Genomic DNA, 20,313 nt, shown 5'->3' on the forward strand with positions numbered 1-20,313 from the left:
CTTGATGAGACCAGCAGAGGCTCACACCCGATTGCCCGCTCCGATGCGCAACGCCTGACGTGAAACTTACGCAAGGAGTTTCCAGAAGAGAGGCTCAGAGTGCCTTGAACTGCTCGAGCAGGGAGGCTTCAATAGCGCGCTGATGCAGAAGCGATGCGTCAAGGTCCGAGTTAATGCCAGCTAGCATCTTGCTTCGATTCACACTTAGCACGTCTGCCTTGTCGACCAGGTACACAGCCATGGTAGAGATGATGCCAGTAGCCGCACCAACGATGACTGCTGTAGCAGTGTCGGCAAAAGGAACAAGGAACGGAACCGCCATCATCGACTTGCTAACAGCATCTTCCAGCAGAACGCCACCTACTATGATGCCCCCACCAACTAGCACCTTCGATGCCTCATGCAAGCCCTCTCGGATCCCCATTCCCTCAGGGCGCACAATCAAAGCTTTGCAAGCTCCAACCAAGGCATTGCCACCTTCGCGGATCATACGAACAGTCCGCTTGGCAGTGGTCAGGAAAGCGTTGGTCAGCACAGTGACTAGGTTAGCTAGGAAACCACTGAGAAAGCTCCCAGCCGCGGCTGAGAGCACAGCCTTCCACTGCTTGGCTACTCTCAGTCCGACTTTCCTGAGACGACGCTTGAGCTCAGCAAATATTGAATTACCGTCGGCTCGGCCGTTTTTGTACCAATCGCTTACCTCATCAAATATCCCTGCGAACAACTCGACCAGGATAGCCCCCATTGCTGACTGAAAAGCGGCGCGGCCGCCGGCTGCGACGCTTGTCTTCAAGCAGTCATTCCGGAATTTTGGGCTGCGATAATAGGCGTCGTTGATCTTTTTCTCGTTGGCCGCCCGAGCCTTTCTATCTGCCTCAAGCAAAGGCTCCGGATTTGCCGCGATTTTCTCTTGCTCTTTGAGCTTGGCGAGTTCGTCTTTTTGCTTTTGGCTCATAGGCTCGCCGGCATCAACCTTCGCCTGTAGCTTTGCTTGTTTCTTCGCTCGGGTGTCTTTCGTCTGCTCAAGCCACAGCACATATTCAGTGGCTGTTTTGGTGCCCATTGCCGAGTTTGTTGAGTACGAGGTGATCTGCAGATTTGTTGAAGCATTCGCAAGCTCAACGCCGTCCAATCCTGCGAGAACTCTGCCGGCATCGTTGTGGATCTCTTCTGCGGCAATAACATGATCAATGCTGTGGCTATCACTCCGCTGGCTGCTCATTTGCTCACCGGTGTAGGCATCAGTCACCTTGCCTTCTACCCGATCCCTTGTGCTGTCCTGGCTCATCTTTTTGTAGGCGGGATCACGGTGGTGATAGTTCTCCTTCACCCTCTTCGTGTACTCACCCCTATCCGCATACTTCTGTTCAGCCTCATCAGTGGCATACACACCGGCCCGGGCGTTGTGGATCGTATCCACTACACCGCCGGTCTTGTCATAGGCACTGAGCATTTTCCCGACCCCAAAAGGCCCGGCGATTGCCTGAAGAGCTGATCGACGTGTGTCAGAGAAAAGACGCTCTATACGCTGTGAGTGAAAGGCGATCTCAAGCTCGGATAATCTCGCCCGAACCTCGTATTCAGGGGCCTCATTTCGCCCCAAGAGTCTAGATTCCGTGGGAAAAGCCTGGGCAAGAAACTGATCGTCCACTGGGGCATTAAGTACGCGCTGCGAATCAGCTGGGGAGGGCAGCACAACAAGTGAGGGAGCACTACGGATCTGTGCAAGCAACGCTTGGGTCTGACGGAATCGATCGGCACTTTCGCTCATCAACAAGGCCTCAACCGACGGATCGTAACAGATGCCATTCCGACCGGAATGAGGATCGGCATTGTTCGTTGGCCATCTGCTTAGATTGCGCGACCAGGTCTACGAGTTCATCGAACAGCTTCCAGTTTTCGGGCGAGCCGACCTTAGCGGCAAGTGCATAGGCGGTGTTGATAGATGGAGGTGCTGCTACGGCTTCGTCTACTTTGATCCGGACAAAGCTTGGTATGTACGCCTCGGAAACTCCGAGAAGGTATGCCTTGATCATGGCTACGTCATCATTGCTGACAGGTCCGAATGTAGCCGCGCATGCAACGCCGATCGTGACGCAGGCGAGGGTGATCTTGAACCCTTTTTGGGACTCAGCGTATTTGGCCAACATCTCTGCTGTAGCCGCATTATTCATCTGCCGCAGAATTTCCTGGCGTGCTTTCTCTTCTGCTTCACCTTTTGCCCGGCCAGCAGCGTGGGCTGTTTTATTGGCGCTGCGGTTCCACAAATACATCCCGGGCACCGTCACACATGCAGCGATAGCCGCACCGCCAACGATTAAGGCAACCCTGCCAGCAGCTTGTGCGACCATGATAAATCCGTGAAATGATGAGATGCGCAACTATCTCACCATTCAGTGCCACTTAATAGCCATTACAGGATCACAGATGCCCTCAGCCGCGCGGCTTTGACAGTCACCCTAAGTGCGATTTACGGCCAAGCACAAGCTTCCCAAGCATGAACAGTCCGACCAGCAAGGACCCTACGACAATCCCGACAATGCCATCGAACAAAGGCGCCCCTACTACAGCCAGCGCCGGCCCGGCGACTGCAACACTAGATACGGTTCCAACTACGGTCTCACTCATGACGTGAAGGAAAGGCAACCCATGTGTGTAAATTCCGCCGCCGACAAGCCACATCGCAATTGTCCCCACGACAGCCAATACACGCATCAGCACGGGTGCAAACCACAGAAGAAACCGACCTGACGCATTGCCAATGGTACGTGTGCTCGTTACCAATCGCAGTCCAACATCGTCCATACGAACGATGCCCGCAACAAACCCGTATACCGCGAATGTGATGATTAGAGAAACGACCACCAGCGTGAGGAACTGCTCAAGCAGTGGTTCACTTGCAACGGTAGCCAGCGCCAGCACTAGAATCTCGCCGCTCAGCACAAGGTCGGTTATCACCGCCCCCCGGATTTTCTTTCGCTCAAACTCAACCATGTCGACCTTCGGCTCGGCGATCGCCTTTACGCGTTCGGCCCGCTCTTGGTCAACTTCAGGATGAAGGAAGCGATGAAGGACTTTCTCAACCCCCTCGAAGCAAAGGTAAGCACCGCCAACCATGAGCAAAGGAGTAATTGCCCACGGTGCAAAGGCACTGATCAACATCGCGATTGGGATCAAGGCTGCCTTATTGAGTAGTGACCCTTTGGCGACAGCCAGTACAACCGGGATCTCGCGCTCGGCTCGCACCCCGGTAACCTGCTGAGCATTCAGCGCCAGGTCATCACCAAGCACGCCTGCCGTTTTCGTTGTTGCGATTTTACTTTGGGCCGCCACGTCGTCTAGCAACGTCGCGATATCATCAAGCAAGGCCAAGCCAGATCCAAATGCCACGGTAATTCCAAGTTTTAGAAGTGTTCCATGCAAGGTAACTGCATGATTCAAAATGGCCAGGACTCAGCGAAATGCCTGGATTGCCAAGCCTGCAGCGCCTAGAAAAATACAACCGGCTACAAGTGCCCAGGCCAAAATTCGAGTTTGTCTCCCAAGCTCGATGATGAAATGCGGCGAAGACGGGTAAGTAGCAGATCGAATCTCACTGGCTGTGGCTCTTGCGGGTTCTGAAAGCAGCTGAAGGTAAGCCGCTTTGGCCTCATCCATCTCCCCCGTGACTCTGAACAGATCTGCTTCCGCATCTTCAAGCCCCGATACAAGCTGAGCCTCACGCTCTGCAGCTTGCAGCAGATCGGAGTTCCTTCTTTCTGAAAGCGCCCCTAATTCAGTCCTGGACGCCTCCAGATTATCGGCAGCCGATGCAAGCTCATTTTTAATCGCTTCTACCTGAACGCTGAGAGCCTCACTAGCTTTCTCGGCGCTACTGCAGCGATTGATCGAATTGGCGGCGATGTCAATCAATTGGCCTGGATTCAGAAACTTCACCTTCTCCCAGTTCCAATGGGGTTTCAGCTCAGCGACCTTGCGCGCGCCAATTACCCTTACACCCGCAGCACTGGAAAGGTAAAAACCAGCGTTCCCGAAAACATTTTCTATCCGCCGCTCATTCTCCGCTCTAAGGGCCGCGGGCAGGGCATCAAGCGTGATCTGCGGCAATTCTGTAGTTACAACCTTGTAAGAGCCGTGAGCAGTACCGCCAGATAGAATGCGAAGCAACTGGCCGACAATGTACGACCCGATGCCAAGCCCAGGATGACGAACGATCAAGCCATCTTGAGGGCCGAACTGAACTAATCCATTTTTGTGGTCCACAATGAACCAAGCAACGTCGTGAGTAGGGGAGAAGGCATTCGAAAGTTCCGAGTTCTCGCCGGCGAACCGAAATGAAACCCGGCCGAACAAGGCCCCCGCGAACTCTCCACCGTGATGAACAAAGTTGACCACCTGAGTAACGCCGAGGCGGGTGGAGCCGTCAGGAAGGGTGATCAGACATGCTCGATCAGACGTAGGAAGGGGAGATTTATCCAGTTTTCGAGCTAGAGTAAGTAATGCGCTATCCTGATGTATCAGCTGAGCCATAAACTGGTTTCCAAATCTGAACGGACGCGGCCGGTAGAATGTTTATTCTATCAGGCGCCCACTCCTAAATTTCCGCACATGTGCTTTGGCGGAAAAGCGTTTAATTTCAACAAGTTAACCTCATGTCAGGGCTAATGACCGGGCTTAATTATGAGTAGGCGTATTCAAACGGCGGAATACTCATCGCTTTACGTCGATAAAAGACGCACCAAAAATCAATTTTCAGCAACTCAGCTACTTTGCTATCTGCTGCCGTACCAAGAAGGGAGTCTTCTTCCTCCGACCAAATCCTTTTTTCCCCGTTAAGCTTCCCATCGGTTGATTGAGCAGGGGGCAGGTACGCCGAATCTAGCTGGTTTAAATCGCTCCAATGATCAGACTTCGGCAACTTACAAGGCCTGAAGCGTGCGATGGAGCGGGCATCGCGAGCTCGTTTTATGGTGGTCGCCGCCACCGAATAACGACGGACAAGCACAGAGTCCGGTACCAATCCTAACTGCTGAACAAGCTCTTCTGGCAGGTTGCGACCCTTGGTGTAGGAATCTAAGCCACGAATACCACGTTCTTGTTTAACCTCCTGCAAGGATCGACCGTATTGGCTTGCAAGCTCTACGTCGGGGACCTTACCAAGCAGCGCGAGGGCTTCGTCTGGAAAAGCCACATATTCAGGGCTATCCGGCTTTTTAAGCACTCTGTACCTGGGTATTGATCGATTTTGACGGGCCCGGAAAAGCACAGGCCCTGGAACACCATACCCCTCAGTCAGTTGGGCATCGGGAACCTTGCCCAATTGCTGCACCAGGCCGTCAGGGAGATCGTAACCGCGGGTGAGCGGTTCTATGCATTTCGCTAAGCGTGCTTGCTTGATGAAATAAGGACTCAATCCGGAAAGCTTGGCGAGTTCTCTGTCGGAAACCTGGCCAAGCTTGCCGGCGATTTCAGGCGCGAGTGCACGATGGCGATTCGGGGGCATGGGTACCGATCTGGTCTGTATTCACGACAAGATTAACGCGCTTATTCAGGATGTCACGCCATAAACCACACATGAAATCCGGATGAGTGACAGGTAGGAAGCGGGCAAACCATGCTATACGTAAGAAGGAGGTTTCCATACCTGCTTTTCACATTAATGGATCTCATGCTCCCGCTGAGGGAGCAAGAAAACTGATCTAATGATAGGAAGCGAATAATCGCAAGAATGAGGAACAAAGCCTTAGAAATCAGTTAGTTGTAAATTACCGCCTTTGGGAGTTGGCGGAAATTCGATGGTAGGCTTTTGGGTCGTCAACCTACTCCAGCCTCCGCCAATACCTCACTCTACTCGAATTGTAGATGATGCTGCTCAGAAGGCCTAATCTGCAAACGAGGTCAATCATTCACCGCTCAATTATCTCTGCAATGTGACTGAGGTGAATACGCCGCATACCTTCGTCCAATATCTCTGACTCGTCCCACACAGTTTGCATGTACGGCTTCAACTCCCTGGCCAAAGCCCGGCATTCCATTTTGTTCAAGCTGTGGCCGATCAGCGTCGACGTCGGTCTCGCCAAATCTAACCAGCCAGGCTGACCACCTTCTGAGTACGTAAACTCCAGCTGAGTCGCCGTCATAACGCACGGACCGTCGACGACTACATTGGCTTTCTCCTGATTCCAGAGCATGGCCAAGTATTCGACCTTGCCAGTTGTGTTCAGGTCCTCAGGCCAGCATTCAAATGACCAGCGCTCGGTGCCTTTACCAGGAATTGCCCCCAACGCCTTAGACTCGGCGGCAGCGTGTCGCGCAGTAGCTGCCTTGGCGTCATCCGAGGGGCCGCTCACATACAGCAACCGTACGCATCCCTGTCGATCAGATCCGCCGGCGTGAATTTCGAGAAGCTAAAGGGTCCAGTGGAGCTGCAGTCCGGCCGCGTACCTCGATGCCGCTTATAAGCCACAATTGCTTTCGCGACGTCATCCCGCGTTATCACGCGAACACTAGCGGTGTTCCATAGCTGGTCGAACCAGGCTCGGGCACTTTCTACCTCTTCGATGGCTACTGTATGTACACCTGCCTCAATCCATCGGCCAGTTTCATCGCCATCAAGACCAAGGCCGTTAGCGGAGATATTGGCCGAGCCAATGATCGCCTGTGACCGGCCTACCAAAACCTTTGCATGTAGCACATCGCATTGGCGGATCTGGATGTTGGAATTCAACTCAGCTCGCTTAAGAAAGCGTGCAATGACCCAGGGGTTCGTCCCGCCGCTTAGCAGGTTGCAGATGATGCGGATAGGTTTCGTCTCATCAGGATGCACTTTCATCTCAGCACCCTTCCCCCAAAACGCCACAGCAACGTCCAGCGAAGACTCTTCAGCGACCATCCGCATCAAAGCGGCGCTGTATTGATCTGGTCCCAGGAACATGGGGCAATCCTTACTCCTAGTGATCAGTGAAGGCGTACGGGTGCATGCTCATTGAAAAACGCTGCGCCAGGATCGACCGCAACCATCGAAGCAAGCGCTATGACTACCCGTTCTGATATGTGTTTTCTGAGGCTCGTCTCGATTTGAGGGACTGTGAACGTACGCTTCGTTACGAAGCCGAGCTCCCATGCATCTGCGGCTACCAGTGAGCTGTTCATCATAGAAACGGCGAATGACATGTCTGACTTATCACCCGAGGTGGTCGCGTTGTCGACTGTCTCCTCAAGCGTACGGATTAGTGCGAAGACAACCACTCCAATCCACTTGACATCGTAGGGATTCTTTATCAATTCATCACGGACGCGCGCCAGCACCGTTTGCGCATGTGATGAGCTGCACATCTCGTCTGCCTTCATGCCGGCCGGATTGACCCTGGGGTCATCATTCGAAAGGGCCTTATGGGCATCAGCAGCGCATCGCTGGATGAAATCTGCGAAAACAGGAAGCCGGACAAATGAAGATGCGATCTTACCCGACCAATCGTCAGCGGGCGGCTCAGTCTGTGATGGAGCCCCAACTTCACCTAACGTGATCTTTGGCATCGGGCGGAAAAGCTGCGGGTGAAAAATCAGCCCAGCAGCTTGTGCCAGTGCAGCCCCAACCTGGGCTTCAGTGAATACGGGGGACTTAATGCTCATAGCCAACCTCGAACAGTCTTCAGCATGCTCACCGGAGCATTGCCAAAGTGTTAAACGAATAGTCGGCTCATCATAACGACTGGGCTCACGATCGCACAGAATTCAGAAACGCTGCGCCTAGCCCTGTTGAGTAGAACGAACTTCCACACGAGCATTCAAGTCGGTTTGACTGTAGGCCGGCCCCATTTGAAGCCTAATCAAAAAAAGCTTTCACTCTACCCCTCCTCCTTGAACATCGACTATATTGGCCGCGCCGCCAGGCATACTTGTGCGCGAGTAGAAACCGGCTTTGCACCACCAAATTCTCGTTCAACCCTCTCGCTCGTCGACAGGTCTTAAACGCGCACCCCACACTCCGTCGGCGAGCTTTGAGGATTGACTCATGCTGCTCAAAGAACTTGTATTCTCCCTGCGCCAGAACCTTGCTGAACAGACAGGCGAAAAACCTTCGGTTGGCCACACGTACGAACTGCTTTCAGCGCTGTTGGGGTATGACTCGTTTGCAAGCCTGAATAGCCAGGCATTCATCGTCTCGCTCAGCGGGTGCGATGGCAACGCAGTCGAGAACGTTCGGCTCCTTCTGGCTGGGCTTCTAGATCTTAGGCGGGCCACAGAACGGCATGTCGCACTCCAGGCTGCAGGCTCTCCACGCCTCACTGCGTTGGTGGTGGAGTCTTTTGCACAGCGCCATGAGCTGGCAGCGATTCCCCTCGCAGGGGTGCTTGGCCTATACGATGATCAGGTTTCAATCGACCATGCCACCGAGTTCGCCCTCGAGGAGCTGCACGGCTGCCTCCTTGATATGGAGCCACCTCAACTGCGGCTTTCCTTGGGGATGCTTGAGGATTTCAGCTGCAAGAACCCGTCCGCGCATTACGCCCTTTTCCGGATCTACGAGCGGCTGGTCAAGCATCATGACTCAGGGTCGGTCTACTGGCTGCTCCAGATGCGCTTAGGCCGACAACTATCAGGTTCTGAGAAACAACTTGCCGTCGAAGCTCTCTTCGAAGAGGGTTTGATAGAGCGTGCCGAATTTCATCTATCGAAGGCATCCGCATCTGGCCATCCTGAAGCTATCTTTTTTGAGCTCGACGAATTGCAAAAGCGGATTGCTGTAACCGCGGAGGACTTCGCAGTCCTAGATTCGCATGCAGGGGTGCCGGGACTCGCCGGGCGGGTTGCAACCCTCGCTGAGGCTGCAGGTTTGACTTTGTTGGCGATGTCATGGTCCCAGGTAGCCGCACGCAATGGTGACACTGAAGCGTTACACCGGTTGGTGAGCGCTGACAGAGATGCTCCGACCGTTGAAACCTGGACGTGGATTCATCTGAGCCGTCTACTCGGAAGAGATGTCACGGTCGGGACGCTGCGGGCATACCACGCCGGTGGCCAATACGCAGGAGAAGAGTTTGATGATGACCAGGGCGGCGACTTCTACGTGGATGGTGACGAAGGGCTGGATATTGCTCCGATGAGCGCAGAACTTGACCGGGATGCTCAGGCCGCGGCCGCCATTATTTATGAGCGCATTCAGAATGGACACTCCAAGACGTAGCGGGCTCACCCATCTCCGCCGCGGCATGGTAGACGGTAATCAGTGGATTCCCTACTGCCCGCCGCGCTGATGCTGTTGCGGGCGAGGCTTTCAAATATCTGCGCCGGCCTGAACACTGTTTGCATTACCAGTAGTGGTAGAATGCCAGTTCAGTCAACGGAGGTACGCGATTTGGAGCAATCGATAATTGTCCTGGACAGCTTTGAAGATCTCGCCAAGCGCCCGAACTTCACGCAATCGCTAGCGTTCCGCCCCAAAAGCGATCGCGGCTTCGACGCTGTTGTCATGCCCTACCACTTTCTCGATTCGATCCCCTGCGGCATCGAGTCCTGCCATACCCCGCATCGTCGAGGCTACCTCATCACCACTACGGATGGACTTGAGACTGGCATTGGAGGCCATTGCGGTCGCAAGCATTTCGGGATCAGCTTCACCCTAGAGCGCCAGCGGATCGACAAAGCCCTATCTCGGCAGCGCCGAATTGATTCCATCATGCGCGCACGTGAAGACATCCCTTCGCTGATCCTGGCAGCGAGCAGCCTCAAGCAAGCCCATACCGAGCTCTCAGAGCTGAAGCGCCGTTTCATGGGGGCCGTAGGCACTCCGTTCTATACCCAGCTCAAACAGCGAGCTGATAGAGGCCAGGATCGGATCATCCGTGATGAACCCATGACCGCAGATGAGGCTGCTGCCTACTGGGAGACGACCAACAAGAAGTCCAGAAAGGACTTGCCGACGAAAGAGGTGTTGGTCACCACCCTCTCGGGACTAACGTTCCTCGCCGCCAACTTCAAAGACATGCTGGTGACGAACCTAGTTCTGCCGCTTGAGCAATTCGCCACACAATCCATAGATGACATTGAACGCATGTCACCGCGCGTGCTGCAAAGCACTGCGAAATGGGTCGGACGTGTCCCGCAGGACCTGATCAAAGCCCAGGAAGTGGTTGACGCCGGCCGCGCCTTCTTCACAGTTGAAAATATGCTCAAGCTCGTTAACCTGAATGCCGATATGCAAGCGCTCGGCCCTCTAATTCAGGAACTGAAAAGCAAGCCGGCCTCGCCTGCCACTCGTATGTAGCCGCGTCGATGTTTATCACCAAAAGGGGGTTGCTGTGCCCAGCCGGTGATAGATGCATATGCCCAGCAATACTCCCAGCCCCGCCATAATGCGGGGCCATTTTTTCACATAGTTCAAGAAGAGAATCCAAATGAAATCTGCACTATTCATCGCATTGCTCATGGCGTCCATGTGCGCGTCGGCTAAGAGCGCCGAATCAGGTACATCAGAGGCTGCCGGGGCATTAGCAAAGGATTATATGGCAACTCGGTTCATTCTCGTGGGAACGCCTAAGATTGATGGCGACCACGCGTTGGTAACTGCCAAGATGCTTGGGCAGGAATGCCAACTCAATATGGTCCGCATCGGGAAGGAATCCGGCAATGAGCATGGATGGCAGATATTTGGTCAGGTGTGTGGCCCTATACCTGGTACCGACTCCGGCAAGTGGATCACTGATGAACAGGGCAAACCACAATATGTCCAGCCATAGGACTGGGTTCGCCTCTACAAGAAGTGACCCGGTAGAAACCCGGCACCGGCAAGAGCCGCGCTGGGATGCAAATCCTCAAGGATCTCTGTAATGAGTGCCACCCCCAACGTTAAGGCTGTTTGGTCGCTTACCCTCCTCGTTAGCTGCCCTGCGTGCAAGCAGGAGTTTGATATGTTGGAAACTCACGACATTGCTGCTGAAGGTATTCAGACTTGCGAGCACGACACAGAGGCCAGCCGGGATATCGAACTGTCCTGCCCCGAGTGTGAGCACGAGTTTCAAGCAGACCTGGCCTACTGATCCAATCGAATAAAGCGGCGCTCTGCAACACTCAAATCCAGGCCAGTCGGAGCTGTGCACATAGAGACGCGACCACGCGCTCAACATACGGGGAGTCAAATGACCACAAATATCGTAACCATGAAATCCGCAACCGGTGAGGAAGCTAAGATCGATCTGGCGAATAACGGACGCATTGGCAAGGGCAAGCGCTTTCTTCCGGAATTGGCGTATCTGTCGGATCTGTTGCAGTCGGGGGCCGTTGTTGCCCTTGATGATCTTCAGGTCGAGCAGCTCGACCAGGTACTCACAACCCTTCCGGAAAAAGCTGGTGTCGCGGAACTGGTAGAGGCGTTGGCTGGGTATGAGCAGTTGGCCCAGCTTCGTGCAGCACTGCAGGAGACTCACGACCAGGGTCGCTATGCGACGGTTTTTGATCAGGCTGCCGCCCCCTTCGCCTAACCCAACGCATGTCGCTCCCACTTTTCTCTTCTGCCGGCAGTTGGAACCTATCCCGCTACTCCATTGGGGGATTCAAACGGGGCTGGGCCATGGACTGGCCACCCCAGGCCCTCAGTGATTCCGCACGTTTGAGGAAAGTTCGAAGCTCTCCCTTGGAAACACTGGGAGTTCCTTTGAGGATCCGATTGAGAAGCCCGAAAGCTTCGGTGTCACGCTGTTGCGCATGGTGAAGGCTGGACTCCAGCTCGATTTCCACTTTTTCGGCCGTTTCAGTGAGATCATTTATTTCTTGCCGCAGTCGCTTGACGACAACTCGTTGGTTTGCAAGTTGATTCAGCGCTGCATTCAGTTTGATCCCGCCCTTGCACCAGCTGACAAACGCCAGCTCAACCTCGGGATAGACGAATCTGGCATCAGAGCCTTCACCGACCCGATCAAGCACCAGATAGCCGTTCCACTCCGCGATGAATGCAGACAGCAGATCTTTGGTGAAGTCACGAGTACGAGTTGCCGCCTCAAGCTCCTGAATTGCTCTCGTGAGCACTTCCTTGTTGACTTGAGGTGTGTTGGTCCAGCTGCAGGCCTTTAATGCTTCAGCCGTGTTTGAAGTTAAGTGCTGGCCGGGATTGCAATGAATGCAATGCGCTGTCCACGGAGAGTGCTTGCCCCCACAGCACAGGCAGCCGTACTCCACCGGGACGTCTATGGTCTCGAGCAGAAGTTGTTGGATATCAAAAGCCAATTCCTCACAGCCTTTGGCGAGGAGTTCAGTAGCCGCGCGCTCAAGGACCTCTCTTGCTCTCGCATCATTGATGCGGTCATTGGACATTAACTCCTCCCTCACGAATCTACGCTCCTGAAGCTATGCCTACAGCCATTCGATACCTGAACCTGCTGGCCGCCCTCAATGCATATCAAACACTAAGCAGGGAGCAAGCTTCCGCGGTGCGAAAGGCCACAGTTTCAGCACATGACGTTACGGCCATCGACATGACAAGGACAGCTGCACACTCGCAGCTTTTCAATGACTGAGTCGTCCCAGTCGCCTACGGTCAAATTCTCGACAATTTTCTCGAGGCGTTCCTGATCAACCTCATCTTCGTTGGGTTTGAATTTCATGCGTTCTGCGCCGCAGCAACCAAGCATTGGTAATCGCCTCATCAAGGGTCGGGAGGTCTGGACCTCGGATTGGGATATCTACCCTACTGCGGCTCTAAACGGGGCACAACTCAAAACCTGACTGTGAAAGCCCGGGGCACCGTCGTAGCCTGAAGAGGGTTGATTTAGTATTTGGAAGGTTTAACGAGGGGGGCCTTCACAGGCGAGCGTTGCGGTATCGCAGTACGTTGCCTGGACAACTTGCACTACATTCAGGATCTCGCCTCCCCGACGTCACAGCCCGCTGCAAGGAAAGCCGCAAGATTGGCTTTACCCTTATGGTATATGCAGACGCGTGGTGGCTAATGGGCAAGCGTTACAGGACTGACGACTCCTTAGAGTTTGCACCTCGTGTCATGACCCTAGTCAAGTCTGCCGCACGGGATACCAGCGTGCTCTTGGCAAGCGAGCGTGGTAGCTGAAGTCCAGAATTGCTTCGAGCCGCTGAGCCACTGCTACGCAATGCATTGCTGATGGCCATCGCTGCAAATGGGACATTGAACCTGATGGCCAATGTCTCGGGGGCATCGAACCTGTATTCAGCTACGTGCTTGCGTGCCGCAACGAGTCTTCCCTGCAGGTAGCAGTACATAAGGTGCATAGCGCAGTCCAGCGCGCACTTGCCCCCGGGCCTGAAGCCTGGGGATTAGTAGCGCTGCGCTCACTGCCCCTTAATTGAAGCGCGCTTGGCATTCAGACCTTTACTCACCGTTAGCCAGTCGATACCTTCGCTTCGACCGTCTAAATTGGCCCTATGACGGACCATGTGCCGAACACGCTCCCAAAGTGCAGGATCGTAATTGGCAATTCCGGTTACGCCGTAGTGACCAGTCTGGTAAAGCTCAAGATCCGGCTTCGTTTCAAACGCTGGGGCGTGGCTAGCTTGATGACCACGGTCGGGCATAACGTGATTCCTCGTTTAGGCGGCTTATCCGGGGCTTCTACGGACTAACCCCACTTGTAACTGCGGGATTTGATATAGCGGGTCAGTCGAGCCGCGCCATTGCTTTAAAAATAGTTGCCCAGTCTACGCCAGAGCATACGGAGCCAACCAATCTTAAAGGTCCGCAAGGGTCGCTTTGCTCAACATACTCGGACTTATATGGGATGAGCTTAGGGCAGCCTTTTTGAACTAAAAGACCGGCAACGACGCACGCTGTGCTTCTGATCCATGCTTCCAAAGGAAATTCACCATGGCTTCAGACAAAGGCTTTTCCAAATCGAAGTCACCGTATCTTTGCTGAAAGTCAGCCCACCTGGTCTCTAAGAGGCCCATACGCCTGAACATTGGGGCAATCCAGATCCATTGGAGTGACCACTCTCCTTCAGCCTTTCTGGACGTTGTATGCATGAAAGCGCAAGCTCCGGCGATTTCGCCCCCGGGGCCAGCAAACAAATGGCCTCTCCAATCAGATGGTGCGCGTGTACTTGAGCCACCAGGCCACTGAATAAAATCGTAACCAAATTCCCTTCTGAAAGCTGCCGCCCTCTCGTACACCTCACCGTGCATCCACAGCGGGGCGTCCGGACCTACGAGTTCGCCGGTAATCCCGGTAACGACTCGCTTCTGAAGGCGCGCACTCGGCTTGGGATTTAATCGGCGAACCACTCGATCGTGTGTTGTCTTGTGCCGCCGCGCATCACCAGGATGATTTGTGACGTAGAGCATTCCGCAGAGGTCGCACGTCACCGCCTCCTGAGGTTTGGGCTCCCGGTATTTAGGCCCACTGATTTCCAGTGAATATGGCAGATCACCCCGCGAACAAACGGTGTATCGATTCCCGATCGAGTCTTTAAACGTCTTCTGGGTAACTGGCCCCTCAAGGAAGGTTCGATCAGCATTCAACTGGATCCGCCGTTTTCCCAGGGTATGCTTGTAGTGAAGGATGTCGAACTCAGTGCCTGTAAGAAGTTTACGATCCCCGATATGGGTAACGAGTGCTTCAACAAGTCTACTTGGATCAACCTGTACCCCAATCGCCTCCAGCATGATGAGAAGCCAGGTAGCATCGGCCGCATTCAACCCCTTCTCGCCCTCAACCTCATCACCAAGGCACTCAGGCCTGGGGTAGATGCCCTGGATGTACAGGTCAAACACAGTGGCCAGGTCTTCAACCAGTTCTTTAATGGCCGAAAACCCCCGTTTCTCATTGGCAACCAAGTGGGTTCCTATCGCGGTTAGCGTACAGACACCCTCCGCTAATAACGCATTCTCAAACCTCAACACCGTCGGAGAGGCAGTAAAGGCTCGCTGCGCCTCAGAAATAATTTCGCAAAGGCGAAGCAGGGTCTCGCCGGGTAACTTGAAGATCATGGTATCAGTGCTCAGTTTCAGACTCAGTATCTTGCCAACCGATAGCGGCCCGCACAACTAGGAATGCGTTACTACCGTATGTTTGGAAAGCTGAGGAATCGTGACACATGCACCCAGATACTGAGTAACCCAGCCTCCGGCCGAAAATCGGAATTCAGAACTTCATGATAGAATCGTGCCAAGTCAATTGTTTATTGATCTGTAGTCCGCCTGCAGTTGTTTGAGGGCTTGTTCAAAAGCAGCAGTATCTACCATGGGAAGCCCACCATTTCCACCAACTTGTATTTCCATTACTTGTTTTAGGCTTTCTTCATCAGGCGCACTCCAACAGAAACCTCTTTCACACCTCTCGTATTCAGTATGCTCATCACGCGTTACAATCCGCTGCGTTACTGGCGCCGACGCTTGCAAGGCAAGCTCTGCAACACTTCGCGAGTATGTTTGCCTATCTATGTAGATCCTGAGCCCATTATAGATACAGCCTCCCAATACTAACAAGATAGCCAAATACAAAACTACACGAGTGCCGACTGGAGATTTTGTACTAGTTTCCACCGAAATTTCCCTTTTTCAACTTGAAGTGAAAAGCTGAGAATTAATACCCTGGCCTGATTTTGAGGGTTTCTCGACGGTATTCACCCTTGTCCGAGCATATCCACAGCTTACCGCACCACTATGGCTGCGGGCTACCTTTTCTCGGTAGTTTCCTTGCAAGCAGTAATTAACTCCCAGCGCACTTGAAAAAAATAGTGGATTAATGCTTGGCTGGACAGTTTCAAGCCAGAGCCAACTTGACTATAAGGTACTGAACTACACAACAGAAATTTGTAAAGATTATGTAGCCACGGAATGGAGCCAGCATATACATCACGTTTTCTTCTTTTTGGGTTCATGGCACTCCAGTGCAAAGAGCGCTATAAAACACAAGGCGATCACCCACCATATACTGAAATTGGCTACAAAGTACACGGCAATAGGAATGACGATTAGGCACAACACCGTTAAAAAAAGTATCACTTCAATGAGCATCATTTATACCTATATATGAATTCAAGATTTAGATAGAGCTCACCAACCCACTCCAACCGTTAATATAACGGCGACGACCTCAGGTTTCAAGTCCAAAGCAAATTACGGATTCAATCTTGACTTCTCAAATGATGATGACAACGTTCTGCATGCAGCCCCAAATTACCAACCCATCGGATGCCTTGTCCGTGCGCTCATGAACAATCAATTTGAAGCAGCGGCGCCTAGCTGACCATCGACTTTTAACACGACGGCCAGGAGTATAGGCTTGCAATTACGTCATCATATCAATGCGCTCCATCGTGATGTGGTGCATTTTTCTAGCGCATGGAAACAAATTACATCTGGTATTACACTAAGACCTAAAGACCGCACTTCGCCTTCAATCCAACTCCCAACAGACATTTTGAAAAAATAGTCTGACCGTTACAGTCACCTTTGAAATCTCTATTTTTGCCTTCGAACCGCTCATGTTCTGTATTAACGCTTCAAAAGGAGATTTCACAGATAGCCGGAGCGCAGTTCAAGGTGGCTTTAACTGAAACCTGTTGGGAAAGAATCAACGGATTGGTAGACTTAGTATCTGAGACTGAAACCTAAATTCTGATCTCCGCCTCGCAATAGCACCTCCTTTTCTCACCAAAGGCGCTTCAGGCAGAACAGATTCAGAGAGCTCTAGGCTGGACAACTACGGCATTTGGATCTCGAGTCTTGCCAGTAACGCAATCGTAATCATATGGAGCACCAAATGAGCCTCATCAACGAATACCGTACCATTGAAGCAAATATCCTCGAATTGGAGGCCCGTCGAGAAGCACTCAAGGGTGACCCGAAGCTTCAAAAAGAGATCGAGTTTGAAGCCAAGTTGAAAGACCTACTGGCTTCCTACGCGAAAAATCTCCGCGACGTGATCAATATCCTTGATCCGCAGGCTTCCGCGAGCAAGGTTGCCAAAGCGGTGCCCGGTAAACAGGTCCAGCGAGCGCCACGCCAGATAAAAGTCTACAAGAATCCACACACCGACGAAGTTGTTGAAACAAAGGGTGGCAACCACAAAATTCTGAAAGAGTGGAAAGCTGAGTGGGGTGGTGATGTAGTCGAAGGCTGGGTATCTGTTCGTTAAAAATCTCGCGGCCACCCATACAGGCCAGGGAGATATCCCTGGTTTTTATGACAGTCAGGGCACGTAGTGATTTTCTTCGCTATTGGGCGCTCCTAACAGAGCCAAAATCAATTAGGCTGGCTCGCCACCTTCGAGATACAAGGTCTAGAGCAAACACATTTGTTAACCATGTTTTTTCCAAAAGTCACTGTTAAAAGTAAATCCCTAGGTCGATTTAGGGCAGAATTCGATCATCTATAACGGAGCACACGCATGAAGTGGATTAAAGGAGTGATTCTCGGCGCGTTTTTGCTGGTGGTCACCGGCGCTGCCCTGGGTCTGTTTTATGTTTTACCGCAATACGATGTGGTGGCCATCACCGGCGTCGAGGTAAAACGTGTGGATGATGACGGCGTCATTAATGCTGAAAACCCCGCGGACGGCCCTACCCGGGATGTGTATTTCATTAACACTGAACACCCAACATCGAAAAACGTAATGGTCTATCGCAATGAAGATACCGGGTGGAGTTTTCCGTGGTACTTCAAGTTTGACGCGGCCGATGTTCAGGCAAAGGCCCAGGGTTACTCACGAGATGCCCAGCAGCTGGCTCTCATTCGTTATTACGGCTGGCGCATTCAAATATTGTCCGTGTTCCCAAACATCACAGACATCGAAGCCACGAACAGTCGCGAAGAGCCGTTTCCTTGGTTCAACACGATTTTCCTCACCGTAGGCACGCTGCTTATTTTGTTTGTGGTGTTTTTCCTGCGCCGGCGATTCAAGCGCAAGACCAGGGGCGAAGTACTGGGTTGAGCGGTTGAACCACTCGCCTTTTCAGCTTGGAAGATCGTTAGCCGCAGAATGAAAAATGCCAGTCAGTTACCTGACTGGCATTTTTTGTAGGTGAGATTCTTTTATCCGGCCTGGCAAAAGCAAGCCAGTCAGCGCTTTACCATTTCACACTGACGTCGCAAGTCGTCGTTTTTGATGCTCCCGCAACTGCCATTGCCAGTCTTGGCGTAGCACAAGTATCGCTGATCGTCGTCACGGATACTCGCGCAACTCCCGTTGCCTGTTTCGACGTAGCAGGCGTTACGCAAGTCGTCATTGTTGATGGTTGCACAGCTTCCGTTGCCCTCTTTCACGTAGCAGTATTTGCGTTTGTCATCATCACGGATACTCGCACAACTGCCATTGCCGGCCTCCACATAGCAGGTAGCGCGCAGATCGTCGTCCTTAATGCTCGCACAGCTCCCATTCCCCTCTTTGACGTAGCAGTAGGCGCGTTGATCGTCGTTGTTGATGCTGCCGCAACCGGCGTGAGCGAAGCCGCTGAGCACCAGCAGCATTACCAAAATAAACCTCATCCCACCCTCCATGAATTGCCAAACGCTACCTCGAACTGTCCGTAGCAGCCGCGTCGATTACCGTGGTTCGGAGCAAATGAAGGTCAGCCGCGGGCATCCTTTCGGAGGTCGTCCAGTTCGTCGACAATGTCCTCATCGCGATCCTCGAACGCCTTGGCCATATCACGCTGCAGATCCACCTGGACGTCCATGGATTTTTTTGCCAACTTCATGCCGTCCTTAGAGCCCATAATAATTTTCATCGCCTGATCAGGATGCTTGTTGGCCTCGATCATCAGTTCGAGCTCGTCGGCATCAAAGTGATCTGCGTATACCTGGACCAAGGTATCTTTCAGTAGGTCCCGGGAAATGTTGTCCTCAATCACGGCCTTGATTTTTTCTGGCGCGACTTCGCGATATTTGGATGCATAACCCGACGTGGCGACTTGCACTACCATCTTGTATTGGACGTCCATGCCCATCAACTTGACCAGTTCTTCAGCTTTGTCCTGGCTTGAATCGCAAGCGGCCAGCAGCACCGAGCAGAACGCCGTGATTGCCCATTTGGAAACCTTCGTCATGAAATGCCTGCCTTTGTCTTGAAATTTTTTTGGTGACCGTGGAGTACGGCGGATCGCACTCCAGGTTCTAGGAAATGTGGTGATCAGTTCGTCTCAAGCGTGAAGCTTTTGCTCACGAACAGGCCGGAAAATAACGACTTGTCTTCCTTGAAAATGTAGGACTCTTCAAACTTGGCATCGGTGGCTAGCTTTTGAGCGATCGCGCACTCCGAATCGCTGTGATCCTTGCCCTTGACTCCAAAGTCACTCTGATAAACTGATAGGCCTGTTTCATTGCAAAAGCCGGTGAACTCCTCACGCCTGGTAGCGGCCTTGAATTCGTCGAACGACTCCTTTAACTGGTCGAAGCCCTTGTAGGTCAGCGAGTAGCTGGCCACCTTGGTCTTACGAGCAAAGTCACCTGCGGCTTCCGCAATTACGGCCTGGCCCATGGACGTACTGTAAGCCCCCATGATGAAGCCACTTAGCGCGCTCTTGAGTTGTGCCTGGACATCGTCAAGCTCTGGGATGGACGCAAATTTAGCCTCGCGCACAATCCTGCCAACTTCACTGCCGTCATTACGATGCACCACTACAAACTCGACCGAGCCTTCGCCGTCGCTAGAGCGCGTGAGCTTGAAGTCCAAGTCAACTTTGGTGCCGAACTCCCCTGTAGCGCCGGTGATAAATGCACCAGTGAACGGCAGACGTTGGACGATATTGCTACCCCACGAGTAGGGCGACTTGACCACGCCTCCGTACTGATCCATCTCCGCGCGCGGCTGGATCTCATCCGCTACTTCCGAGGGCAGGACCACATCTGTGCCTTTGTGCGACAGGTAAGGAGTACTCATGTCCATGCCCAACAATTGGACATGAATCTCGCCCTTCTTGTTATCACCTTCGCGGCTAACCTTGAGGGTGTCGGCCTTCAAGTAAACGCCACCGGCACGACCTCCACCAGTACTGGAAGAAAGCAGATACCGTGACCATTCGACCAGGGCAGACTCTTTTGCCCCGGAGTCCATTCCACCGAGCAGCCCCAGAATCCCTTTCAGGAATTTATCTGCGCCGTTGGTCTCTGCCGCAACCAGGCGGATTTCTGGTGTTTCAACGGTGACGTTTCCCGACCAGAAGGAATAGGAAATATCTCCCTCGCTCAGGACGTTCTCGAGGAAGTACTGTTCCTTCATCTCATCGTACTGGCGCAGCGCTTGCTTCTTGCCGGAGCTCGATAACCCCACACCAGCTGCAAGAATCGCAATACCGGCGACCGCAGCGGCGATGAGGATGTGCTTCTTGTTCATCGTTTTCATAGTCG

Annotated in this window: 23 protein-coding genes; 7 read left to right on the forward strand and 16 right to left on the reverse strand. The window is 52.9% G+C overall.

The genetic code is table 11. The annotated features are described in order from the left end of the window. Window positions 1–94 precede the first annotated feature (94 nt). The 8 genes from HBO10_RS23505 to HBO10_RS23535 form a co-directional block, all read right to left on the reverse strand. Entirely contained in the window at window positions 95–1,771 is a 1,677-nt protein-coding gene (locus HBO10_RS23505) for a hypothetical protein (RefSeq protein WP_078465774.1), read from the reverse strand. A 10-nt stretch (window positions 1,772–1,781) separates the two neighbouring features. Further along, complete coding sequence (locus HBO10_RS23510; RefSeq protein WP_078465775.1) at window positions 1,782–2,351, reverse strand: hypothetical protein; 570 nt, start codon at window positions 2,349–2,351, stop codon at window positions 1,782–1,784. Window positions 2,352–2,454: 103 nt separating this feature from the next. Then, window positions 2,455–3,390, reverse strand: coding sequence for a DUF808 domain-containing protein (locus HBO10_RS23515; RefSeq protein WP_078465776.1), 936 nt, complete (start codon window positions 3,388–3,390; stop codon window positions 2,455–2,457). A gap of 63 nt (window positions 3,391–3,453) precedes the next feature. Beyond that, on the reverse strand, window positions 3,454–4,530 hold the full coding sequence (locus tag HBO10_RS23520; protein ID WP_169904195.1) for a hypothetical protein: 1,077 nt from the start codon (window positions 4,528–4,530) through the stop codon (window positions 3,454–3,456). Between the two features lie 148 nt (window positions 4,531–4,678). After that, window positions 4,679–5,503, reverse strand: a complete 825-nt coding sequence (locus HBO10_RS23525) for a hypothetical protein (protein WP_169904194.1) — start codon at window positions 5,501–5,503, stop codon at window positions 4,679–4,681. 403 nt (window positions 5,504–5,906) lie between these two features. Then, on the reverse strand, window positions 5,907–6,359 hold the full coding sequence (locus HBO10_RS31460; protein ID WP_262378120.1) for a hypothetical protein: 453 nt from the start codon (window positions 6,357–6,359) through the stop codon (window positions 5,907–5,909). Next, a complete protein-coding gene (locus HBO10_RS31465) occupies window positions 6,347–6,934 on the reverse strand; it encodes a phospholipase D family protein (RefSeq protein ID WP_262378121.1) in 588 nt (195 codons plus the stop codon). The genes HBO10_RS31460 and HBO10_RS31465 overlap by 13 nt, the downstream gene beginning before the upstream one ends. Before the next feature lie 23 nt (window positions 6,935–6,957). Then, on the reverse strand, window positions 6,958–7,632 hold the full coding sequence (locus HBO10_RS23535) for a hypothetical protein (RefSeq protein WP_078465780.1): 675 nt from the start codon (window positions 7,630–7,632) through the stop codon (window positions 6,958–6,960). Between the two features lie 382 nt (window positions 7,633–8,014). On the opposite strand from HBO10_RS23535, the gene HBO10_RS23540 reads away from it, so the two are divergent. The 5 genes from HBO10_RS23540 to HBO10_RS23555 all read left to right on the forward strand — a co-directional run bounded on the left by HBO10_RS23540 (window position 8,015) and on the right by HBO10_RS23555 (window position 11,480). Continuing rightward, window positions 8,015–9,187, forward strand: a complete 1,173-nt coding sequence (locus HBO10_RS23540) for a hypothetical protein (RefSeq protein ID WP_078465781.1) — start codon at window positions 8,015–8,017, stop codon at window positions 9,185–9,187. Between the two features lie 42 nt (window positions 9,188–9,229). Next, on the forward strand, window positions 9,230–10,267 hold the full coding sequence (locus HBO10_RS23545; protein WP_153045947.1) for a hypothetical protein: 1,038 nt from the start codon (window positions 9,230–9,232) through the stop codon (window positions 10,265–10,267). A 130-nt stretch (window positions 10,268–10,397) separates the two neighbouring features. Beyond that, window positions 10,398–10,739, forward strand: coding sequence for a hypothetical protein (locus HBO10_RS23550; RefSeq protein WP_078465783.1), 342 nt, complete (start codon window positions 10,398–10,400; stop codon window positions 10,737–10,739). 171 nt (window positions 10,740–10,910) lie between these two features. Next, window positions 10,911–11,039, forward strand: a complete 129-nt coding sequence (locus HBO10_RS31470; RefSeq protein WP_262378122.1) for a hypothetical protein — start codon at window positions 10,911–10,913, stop codon at window positions 11,037–11,039. Window positions 11,040–11,138: 99 nt separating this feature from the next. Then, a complete protein-coding gene (locus tag HBO10_RS23555) occupies window positions 11,139–11,480 on the forward strand; it encodes a hypothetical protein (RefSeq protein WP_169904193.1) in 342 nt (113 codons plus the stop codon). 55 nt (window positions 11,481–11,535) lie between these two features. On the opposite strand, the gene HBO10_RS23560 is transcribed toward HBO10_RS23555, so the two are convergent. The 5 genes from HBO10_RS23560 to HBO10_RS23585 form a co-directional block, all read right to left on the reverse strand. Continuing rightward, entirely contained in the window at window positions 11,536–12,309 is a 774-nt protein-coding gene (locus HBO10_RS23560; protein WP_153045948.1) for a hypothetical protein, read from the reverse strand. 134 nt (window positions 12,310–12,443) lie between these two features. Then, complete coding sequence (locus HBO10_RS23565) at window positions 12,444–12,599, reverse strand: hypothetical protein (RefSeq protein ID WP_155007503.1); 156 nt, start codon at window positions 12,597–12,599, stop codon at window positions 12,444–12,446. A 700-nt stretch (window positions 12,600–13,299) separates the two neighbouring features. Continuing rightward, window positions 13,300–13,542 (reverse strand): hypothetical protein, encoded by a 243-nt coding sequence (locus HBO10_RS23575; protein WP_078465788.1) that lies wholly within the window; start codon window positions 13,540–13,542, stop codon window positions 13,300–13,302. A 228-nt stretch (window positions 13,543–13,770) separates the two neighbouring features. Further along, window positions 13,771–14,952, reverse strand: coding sequence for a C2H2-type zinc finger protein (locus tag HBO10_RS23580; RefSeq protein WP_078465789.1), 1,182 nt, complete (start codon window positions 14,950–14,952; stop codon window positions 13,771–13,773). 183 nt (window positions 14,953–15,135) lie between these two features. After that, a complete protein-coding gene (locus tag HBO10_RS23585; protein ID WP_153045949.1) occupies window positions 15,136–15,507 on the reverse strand; it encodes a hypothetical protein in 372 nt (123 codons plus the stop codon). A gap of 1,222 nt (window positions 15,508–16,729) precedes the next feature. Between HBO10_RS23585 and HBO10_RS23590 the strand changes: the two genes are divergently transcribed. Both HBO10_RS23590 and HBO10_RS23595 read left to right on the forward strand, forming a co-directional pair. Beyond that, complete coding sequence (locus HBO10_RS23590; protein ID WP_078465790.1) at window positions 16,730–17,104, forward strand: histone-like nucleoid-structuring protein, MvaT/MvaU family; 375 nt, start codon at window positions 16,730–16,732, stop codon at window positions 17,102–17,104. Window positions 17,105–17,356: 252 nt separating this feature from the next. Continuing rightward, window positions 17,357–17,899 (forward strand): DUF1523 family protein, encoded by a 543-nt coding sequence (locus HBO10_RS23595; protein ID WP_078465791.1) that lies wholly within the window; start codon window positions 17,357–17,359, stop codon window positions 17,897–17,899. Window positions 17,900–18,027: 128 nt separating this feature from the next. On the opposite strand, the gene HBO10_RS23600 is transcribed toward HBO10_RS23595, so the two are convergent. The 3 genes from HBO10_RS23600 to HBO10_RS23610 all read right to left on the reverse strand — a co-directional run bounded on the left by HBO10_RS23600 (window position 18,028) and on the right by HBO10_RS23610 (window position 20,308). Then, entirely contained in the window at window positions 18,028–18,453 is a 426-nt protein-coding gene (locus HBO10_RS23600) for a hypothetical protein (RefSeq protein ID WP_078465792.1), read from the reverse strand. An 83-nt stretch (window positions 18,454–18,536) separates the two neighbouring features. Further along, window positions 18,537–19,013, reverse strand: a complete 477-nt coding sequence (locus tag HBO10_RS23605; protein WP_078465793.1) for a hypothetical protein — start codon at window positions 19,011–19,013, stop codon at window positions 18,537–18,539. Between the two features lie 83 nt (window positions 19,014–19,096). Continuing rightward, on the reverse strand, window positions 19,097–20,308 hold the full coding sequence (locus HBO10_RS23610; RefSeq protein ID WP_169904192.1) for a hypothetical protein: 1,212 nt from the start codon (window positions 20,306–20,308) through the stop codon (window positions 19,097–19,099). Between the last annotated feature and the right edge of the window lie 5 nt (window positions 20,309–20,313).

It is taken from the genome of Pseudomonas sp. WS 5503 (assembly GCF_012985385.1).
Classification (GTDB): domain Bacteria; phylum Pseudomonadota; class Gammaproteobacteria; order Pseudomonadales; family Pseudomonadaceae; genus Aquipseudomonas; species Aquipseudomonas paracarnis.